Annotated in this window: 9 protein-coding genes; 6 read left to right on the top strand and 3 right to left on the bottom strand. The window is 31.2% G+C overall.

Features of this window, described 5'->3' with window-relative positions; translation table 11 throughout:
- The first annotated feature begins 153 nt into the window (after positions 1 to 153).
- The 3 genes from BG20_RS00745 to cobJ are packed head-to-tail and all read left to right on the top strand — an operon-like array spanning position 154 to position 3,325.
- Entirely contained in the window at positions 154 to 984 is an 831-nt protein-coding gene (locus BG20_RS00745) for an aspartate kinase (protein ID WP_238527423.1), read from the top strand.
- Positions 985 to 1,018: 34 nt separating this feature from the next.
- Positions 1,019 to 2,479: a DUF7482 domain-containing protein gene (locus BG20_RS00740; RefSeq protein ID WP_010189636.1), complete on the top strand. Its 1,461-nt coding sequence runs from the start codon at positions 1,019 to 1,021 to the stop codon at positions 2,477 to 2,479.
- A 51-nt stretch (positions 2,480 to 2,530) separates the two neighbouring features.
- The gene (gene cobJ, locus BG20_RS00735) at positions 2,531 to 3,325 is read left to right on the top strand and encodes a precorrin-3B C(17)-methyltransferase (RefSeq protein ID WP_010189634.1); all 795 of its coding nucleotides are present in this window, start codon (positions 2,531 to 2,533) and stop codon (positions 3,323 to 3,325) included.
- Here the strand turns inward: cobJ and BG20_RS00730 are convergent.
- Complete coding sequence (locus BG20_RS00730) at positions 3,322 to 4,368, bottom strand: tyrosine--tRNA ligase (protein ID WP_010189633.1); 1,047 nt, start codon at positions 4,366 to 4,368, stop codon at positions 3,322 to 3,324. The two genes, cobJ and BG20_RS00730, sit on opposite strands and share 4 nt — an antisense overlap.
- A gap of 96 nt (positions 4,369 to 4,464) precedes the next feature.
- Between BG20_RS00730 and BG20_RS00725 the strand changes: the two genes are divergently transcribed.
- Together BG20_RS00725 and BG20_RS00720 are read left to right on the top strand one after the other, a co-directional pair.
- Positions 4,465 to 4,683: a hypothetical protein gene (locus BG20_RS00725; protein WP_010189631.1), complete on the top strand. Its 219-nt coding sequence runs from the start codon at positions 4,465 to 4,467 to the stop codon at positions 4,681 to 4,683.
- Positions 4,684 to 4,730: 47 nt separating this feature from the next.
- Positions 4,731 to 5,081, top strand: coding sequence for a hypothetical protein (locus BG20_RS00720; RefSeq protein WP_010189630.1), 351 nt, complete (start codon positions 4,731 to 4,733; stop codon positions 5,079 to 5,081).
- Positions 5,082 to 5,131: 50 nt separating this feature from the next.
- Here BG20_RS00720 and BG20_RS00715 read toward each other — a convergent pair whose 3' ends face one another.
- A complete protein-coding gene (locus BG20_RS00715) occupies positions 5,132 to 5,317 on the bottom strand; it encodes a C2H2-type zinc finger protein (RefSeq protein WP_007402587.1) in 186 nt (61 codons plus the stop codon).
- A gap of 140 nt (positions 5,318 to 5,457) precedes the next feature.
- On the opposite strand from BG20_RS00715, the gene BG20_RS00710 reads away from it, so the two are divergent.
- The gene (locus BG20_RS00710; RefSeq protein WP_010189629.1) at positions 5,458 to 5,835 is read left to right on the top strand and encodes a hypothetical protein; all 378 of its coding nucleotides are present in this window, start codon (positions 5,458 to 5,460) and stop codon (positions 5,833 to 5,835) included.
- An 8-nt stretch (positions 5,836 to 5,843) separates the two neighbouring features.
- Here the strand turns inward: BG20_RS00710 and BG20_RS00705 are convergent, their stop codons facing one another.
- A complete protein-coding gene (locus BG20_RS00705) occupies positions 5,844 to 6,413 on the bottom strand; it encodes a hypothetical protein (protein ID WP_010189628.1) in 570 nt (189 codons plus the stop codon).
- Between the last annotated feature and the right edge of the window lie 45 nt (positions 6,414 to 6,458).

Genomic DNA, 6,458 nt, shown 5'->3' with positions numbered 1-6,458 from the left:
TGATCTAGGTAAAAAATCAATCTCATTATCTGGTAAAGAAGTTGGAATTGTTACTGATTCAAATTTTGGAGAATCAAAACCATTAATGGATACTACTAGACTACGAGTCTCACAAACAATAGACTTACAATTTTCCAAAAAAATAATTCCGTAGTGGGTGGATTTACTGGAGCTGATCAACATGGACATATTACTACATTTGGTAGAGGTGGTTCGGATTATACTGCAACAATAATTGGTTCTTGTATTAAGGCCGATGAAATTTGGTTAATGAGTGATATAGATGGTCTAATGACGGCAGATCCAAAAATTGTGAAAAATGCCAAATTACTCAAAGAAGTATCTTATATCGAAGCAATTGAAATGGCATTATTTGGAGCCAAACAAATTCATCCTAGAACATTTGAACCGTTATTAACTAAAAAAATTCCTATGAAAATAAGAAATTCCTTTAATTTAAAAAATGAAGGGACTTTGGTAACTGATTCACCTTCAAAATCCACTAAAAATACCGTAAAATGTGTAAGTAACATCCGTCACAATGGATTAATCGATATACGTGGAGGTAGTATGGTTGGTACTCCTGGAACAGCTGCAAAAATTTTTGCTACACTTGCTAAAGCGAGCATAAACGTAATGATGATCTCTCAAAATCCATCAGAATCTAGTATTACTATTGTAGTAAAAAATACTGATCTTGACAAAGCAGTTAACGCATTAGAAATGGAACTTTTAGGAAAAATCATCAAAAAACTAGAAGTAACTACAGATGTTGCAATTATTGCACTTATTGGTTTAGGTATGCGTGGTACTGTAGGTGTTGCATCCAAAGTATTTGGAGCAATAGAGAAAAATAAAGTTAATGTTGCAATGATTACTCAAGGCTCATCAGAGTTAAATCTGGCATTTGTTGTTAAAGATGCTGATTCTAACATAGCCGTTCAAGCATTACATGAAGCATTTGAACTCGATAAAATTAACTAAAATCATTTAAGGGAAACAATTTCAATGAATTTCGTTGAATAAATTTACAATTATTTTGATTGTAGGAATTTTTATCATTGGGGCTCTAACAGTTTCGTTTGTCTCTGATAACTATGTTAATGCAAATTCTACAAAAAAAATTAATTTTACTAAAACAATAACATCTTCACAAGATCCAGGACAAGGACATGAAAACCATCAGTTAGCATTAATTTTATCACCAAATCAAGGTACTCTTTATGTTGGTTCGATGACTTTTACATCTAGTGAACCTGTTGAAATTGTAGTTTTACATGAAATTAACAATGATGATGTAAAAGGACAATCAACATGGACTATTGATGGAAAGACCGTTTACGCAATATCTTTAATTGATCTTAAGGCTAAATCAGGCTCACTTGAATTTACGGGCGCAGCCTTGGCATTACATTCTACAAATTCAAAAGAATTCACTGCTACAGTAAGTATTGATGGTTGGATTCGAGGACAACCAACCGAAGTAACAATGCAAAAAATTCAAGTTCAACAAAATCCACCATTAGAACTTTCAAGAGCAAACATAGCAGCATCTATTCCAATGCATGAGGGATTCTATGATGGAAAATCCGTTTTTTACATTATAACTGATTCTAGCCAAAAAGAATATGCTGAAATGATTACTAAAAAACAAAATTGGAAAGTAGAAGTTGCACCAGAAATTAAAAAAATATCAGAGAATACTTTGCAAACAATATTTGTTTTTAAGAATGGAGTTAACGGAGACGGCATATATGGACGTCAAAAAGAAGTTTTCTCTAGCACTCCTTCCCAAGTACAAAAATATAGTGCACTAAATTCGGTAATTGAAGTTACATGGAAAAAAGGACAAAATGCATCAACTCTTGAATCATACGAAGACATCATTAATGCAGAAAAGAATGGAAGAGTTGAATTTAATAAAACTGGTATTGTAATTAACACACCTCAAATTATTTGGCCAGATGGTCAGATGCTTGTAAGAAATGATAAAGAAATCACAAATAATTTGAAATTTGATGGAGGACAGATTACTGAAATCAACAAAGATGAGATGACAGTAACATTTGTTGCTCATCGTGGATGGGGACCTGATGGAAAAACAATTTATTACATAATTACTGATACAACACCTTCTGGTCCAGCTAAAATAATGGGAATTCCTTTCTCACCCGTTTCTGAACATCTGATAACAAATTCCTCCAAGTCAGATCTCTATCAATTCAAAAATGGAATCAAAAGTTCTGGATCTTTAGGATATCAGGCAGAAATTATTTCAGTAATGCCTGGTGATGATCGTTACAGCCCAATATGGCGTGTATACAACATTGAATGGAACAATCCAGAAAATGCATCAATTCTTGAAACTATTTCTGATGTTACCTCGTCTAAAATAAAAGACCTGATTTTAGTTAGTTTAGCTCGTACCATGAACAACCAATATGTCATAAATGGTCCAATCATAGATCCATTCCAATAAAAAACAAATCACTAAAGGGATAAATTACTTGAAAGAAAAATTATTGTTAAATTGACTGGCAAACTCTACATTGTTGGTGTTGGACCTGGACACCATGATCACATGACATTTCGGGCCAAAGAGGTAATTGAAGAAAGTGATACAATTGTAGGGTATGAAACTTATGTTAATTTGGTCCAAGATCTTATTGAAGGAAAAACAGTTCATCGTTATGCTATGACTCAAGAAGTTGAACGTGCTCATCAATGCATTGATTTAGCAAAATCTGGAAAAATTGTTTCACTTGTTTCAAGTGGTGATCCTGGCATTTATGGAATGGCTGGATTAATTTATGAAACTCTTGCTGCAACAAACTGGAATCCTAAGGATGGTTTACAAGTTGAAATAGTTCCAGGCGTTTCTGCCTTAAACTCATGTGCATCAATAATTGGCTCTCCATTAATGACAGATTTTGCAGTTGTAAGCATGAGCGATTTGTTAGTGCCATGGGAAATAATAACACAAAGAGTTGAAGCCGCTGCACAAGGTGATTTTGTAATTGTAATTTACAATCCAGCAAGTAAAAAAAGAATACATCAACTTGAAGATACAAGAAAAATCCTTTTGAAATATAGAAAACCCACAACTCCTGTAGCTATCATCAAAGGTGCCTTCAGAGAATCACAAACAATTGTTATGACAGATTTAGAGAATCTTCCAAATCATTCTGATCAGTTGGGTATGATTAGTACAGTAATTATTGGAAATTCATCAACTTATACCTACAAAGATTTGATGATCAACCCTAGAGGGTATAAATCAAAATATAATTTAGAAGAACAAACTAATCCGAATCTTAAGGTCTAGTAACTCTTCTTAATTGCTTCAAATAACTCTTCACTCAAATTCAACTTTTCTCGAATTGGAGAAATTATCTTAACTATATATTCTCCAACAGTTTGTTTAAGATCAGTAGGATGTAATTTCTTTTCTGCAAAATCTGATTCTAATTTACTATATTCCGTGTATGACATATTACCACCAAATTTTTCTGGCCTTTCTACTTTGAACTCACTAAATTCATGGAAAATAACATGTTTTGAAATTTCTAATAATGGATTATTCTGAATATTTGCTTCTTCACACCATGCTTTTTTGATCTTTGTTCGAATCTCATCATCTGAATTATGAATAAAAATTCCAGAATTTGGATCTGATTTGCTCATTTTTCCTAAAATCTGTGAGTCATTTGTAGTAGCTGGTTTTGAAAGACCTGGTAATAATTTATGATGAACAGCAACAGGGACTTTCCATTTCATTTTTGGAAAAACTTCTCTAACTAACATGTGGATTTTCCTTTGATCCATTCCTGCATGAGCAATATCAACATCCAAAAAATGAATATCAACTGCTTGCATAGGAGGATACAGTAATTTTGCAAGATCAATTTTTTCTTCGTTTTCAGAACGTCCCATAATAGTAAGTGTCCTCATTGTTCTAGCTAGTGAGACATGCTTAGTGAATTTCACAAGTTCAGACCAGTATTCTGATTTTTCTTTGTACAAATCTGAACCTAATACAATATTCGCTTCCGGACAAACTAGATTGAAAGCGTCTTTGTAATATTTTGAAACTCTAGAAATCATTTCCCAATCTCCACCTAATTTATCATTGATCAACGTATGCCAATCTGCAAGAAATATGGTACATTTCACACCTGCCTTGACAAAATCATTAATTTTGAAACCAGTACTGATTAGACTACCTAAATGTAAAAATCCTGAAATCTCCAAACCAATGTAATGTTTTGGAGATGAATTTGTTTTGAATAATTCAATTAATTCATCATGTGTAACAACCTCTTCAGTAGGCGGTCTTTCAATTAAATCAACTTTTTCTGTTATATCCAAATCAAAACAACTTCGGAGATGTAGGTCTATAAAGTTATTTGAAATAATTTGTTGGGATTTGCAAGATTTGAAATAACCAATTGATTAATCATTTTTATGACACTTGAGGAAGGATTGGAACTCATTGAAAACTACAAAAAAGGATTAAAAAAATTTCTTGATACATTACCAGAACAATCTGTACAATTAGGCTCAGAAATGATTAAAACTTTAACGATAAGCTCAAAAAACGAGATTGCAAATTTAGAAGCAATAGAAAAAGCCCTAAAACGTCAACCAAAAAGTACACTAAATTTATCTGACAATAATAATTAATTTTTATTAATGAGAGATAAATCATAAATTGGAATTTACTGAGAATTATGATTGAAGATAAATGGCAACGTGGAGAAAAAAGAATTATTACAATAATTCAAAAATTTACTACATATAAAAACTGGATCTCTTTCATGCAATTATCAATTGAAGCAAAAATCGAACACCAAAATTTAACTAACTATATTGATGTTTTAATTAAAAAAGGAATAATTAATGAATATAGAGGAAAAAACAAATCAAGATTATTTTGTATGAATGGTTATCATGATGATATTGAGTACAATGAAAAATTTCGAATGTTGACACAAAAAAATTTGTTAAGTAAAGAAGAAGCTTACAATGAACTTTCTAAGATATACAAATTAGGAAAAGATGAACTTTATCACAAATATTGATTAATAAAAAATTAAATCTTTGAAATTTAGCAGGCTTTAGGAAATCCAAATTATTTACAATCTTTTTTGTGTTTTCTTAGTTCTTCTGAAGTATCAAATTCTGAACCACAAGCTCTACACTTTTCCTTTTTTTTGTTATGAGCAACCTCTTGATGTTTTTTCATTCTTTCTGGATCCGTAAGAACTGTTCCACACTTCTTACATTTTGTTTCAATTGATTTTCCAAATAAACCCATGATCAGTATAGCATGTTCTAGTAGAAAAACTAATTTTTAGATTTAAAGCCTATTGATTCTAAAAAGTTCATAAAAATCACTTAATCATAAAGAGATTATGTTTTACGAATACTTTCATAGGCGAAAATATTATCAAAATTATGGTTTCAAAGGAATTTGAGGAACAGTTTTTTAAATTTTGTACTGAAAATAAGATAATTTGGGACGAAAAGCAGAGACGATGGAATAAATCATTTCATCCTAAAATTAAAAACATATGGGTTCAATCTGATACTGGAAATTTTCTAAATTCTATACGTCCTAAAGAAAGAGGATATTATGATTCCAAGTTTTTAGGATGGGAACTAGGAGCAATTAAAAAAGAATATTGTTTTTGGTGTGGTCGAATTATAGACGAAACAAGAAAAAATGATCCTCGTTCAGAAACTGTAAAATTCTGTAATCCTGCACATAGAAGAGCATTTGGTAAAGTAAAATCTGATCAAGAAAAACTAGGGAAAATATTTTCATTAAAATGAAATGTCTTTTATTCTTGAGGATCCTCTAAACTTTTTCTAGGTTTAGTACTAAGATAAAATGCATGGGCACTAATTATGAATGCTGCAAGAAAAACTTTAGTTGCAAAAACTAAATTCCATGGTCTATCAGAATCAGGATATGCAATTGACAGCATATCTATATTTGGTACATTTCCGTTAATCATTCCTGCAGTAATTGCTGCATTCAATACGGTAAAATTGTATAATACTTCGTAAAGAGTAATAATTGCAAATCCTAACAACATTAACTGAAGTAATGCCATTCTCATACCAATAATTTTATTCCCTGCAGTTCTTCTCCATCCTATTCTTGAAACACAATACCATCCAATAATAGTAGAAAAAAATATCCATGTTGAAACTCTTGAAAAATTCTCAAATGGAATGAATGTATTCTGTATTGCTTCTCCCATTACATACGTTCCATTTTCCATCCATTCTATCATCGTGATGTAAACTCCAAAAATTAGACTAGCTGCCATAATGAAACCACAAATATAGAAAATGTATAGATAAACTCTGTAACCAGCATCTGATTTTTCTAGATGATGATTCATTATGCGAATTTCCTAATTTTGAAATATAAAAATTCATGCCTGTTT

Source organism: Candidatus Nitrosarchaeum limnium BG20, assembly GCF_000241145.1.
Classification (GTDB): domain Archaea; phylum Thermoproteota; class Nitrososphaeria; order Nitrososphaerales; family Nitrosopumilaceae; genus Nitrosarchaeum; species Nitrosarchaeum limnae.
This window is presented reverse-complemented; position numbering and strand designations above follow the sequence as displayed.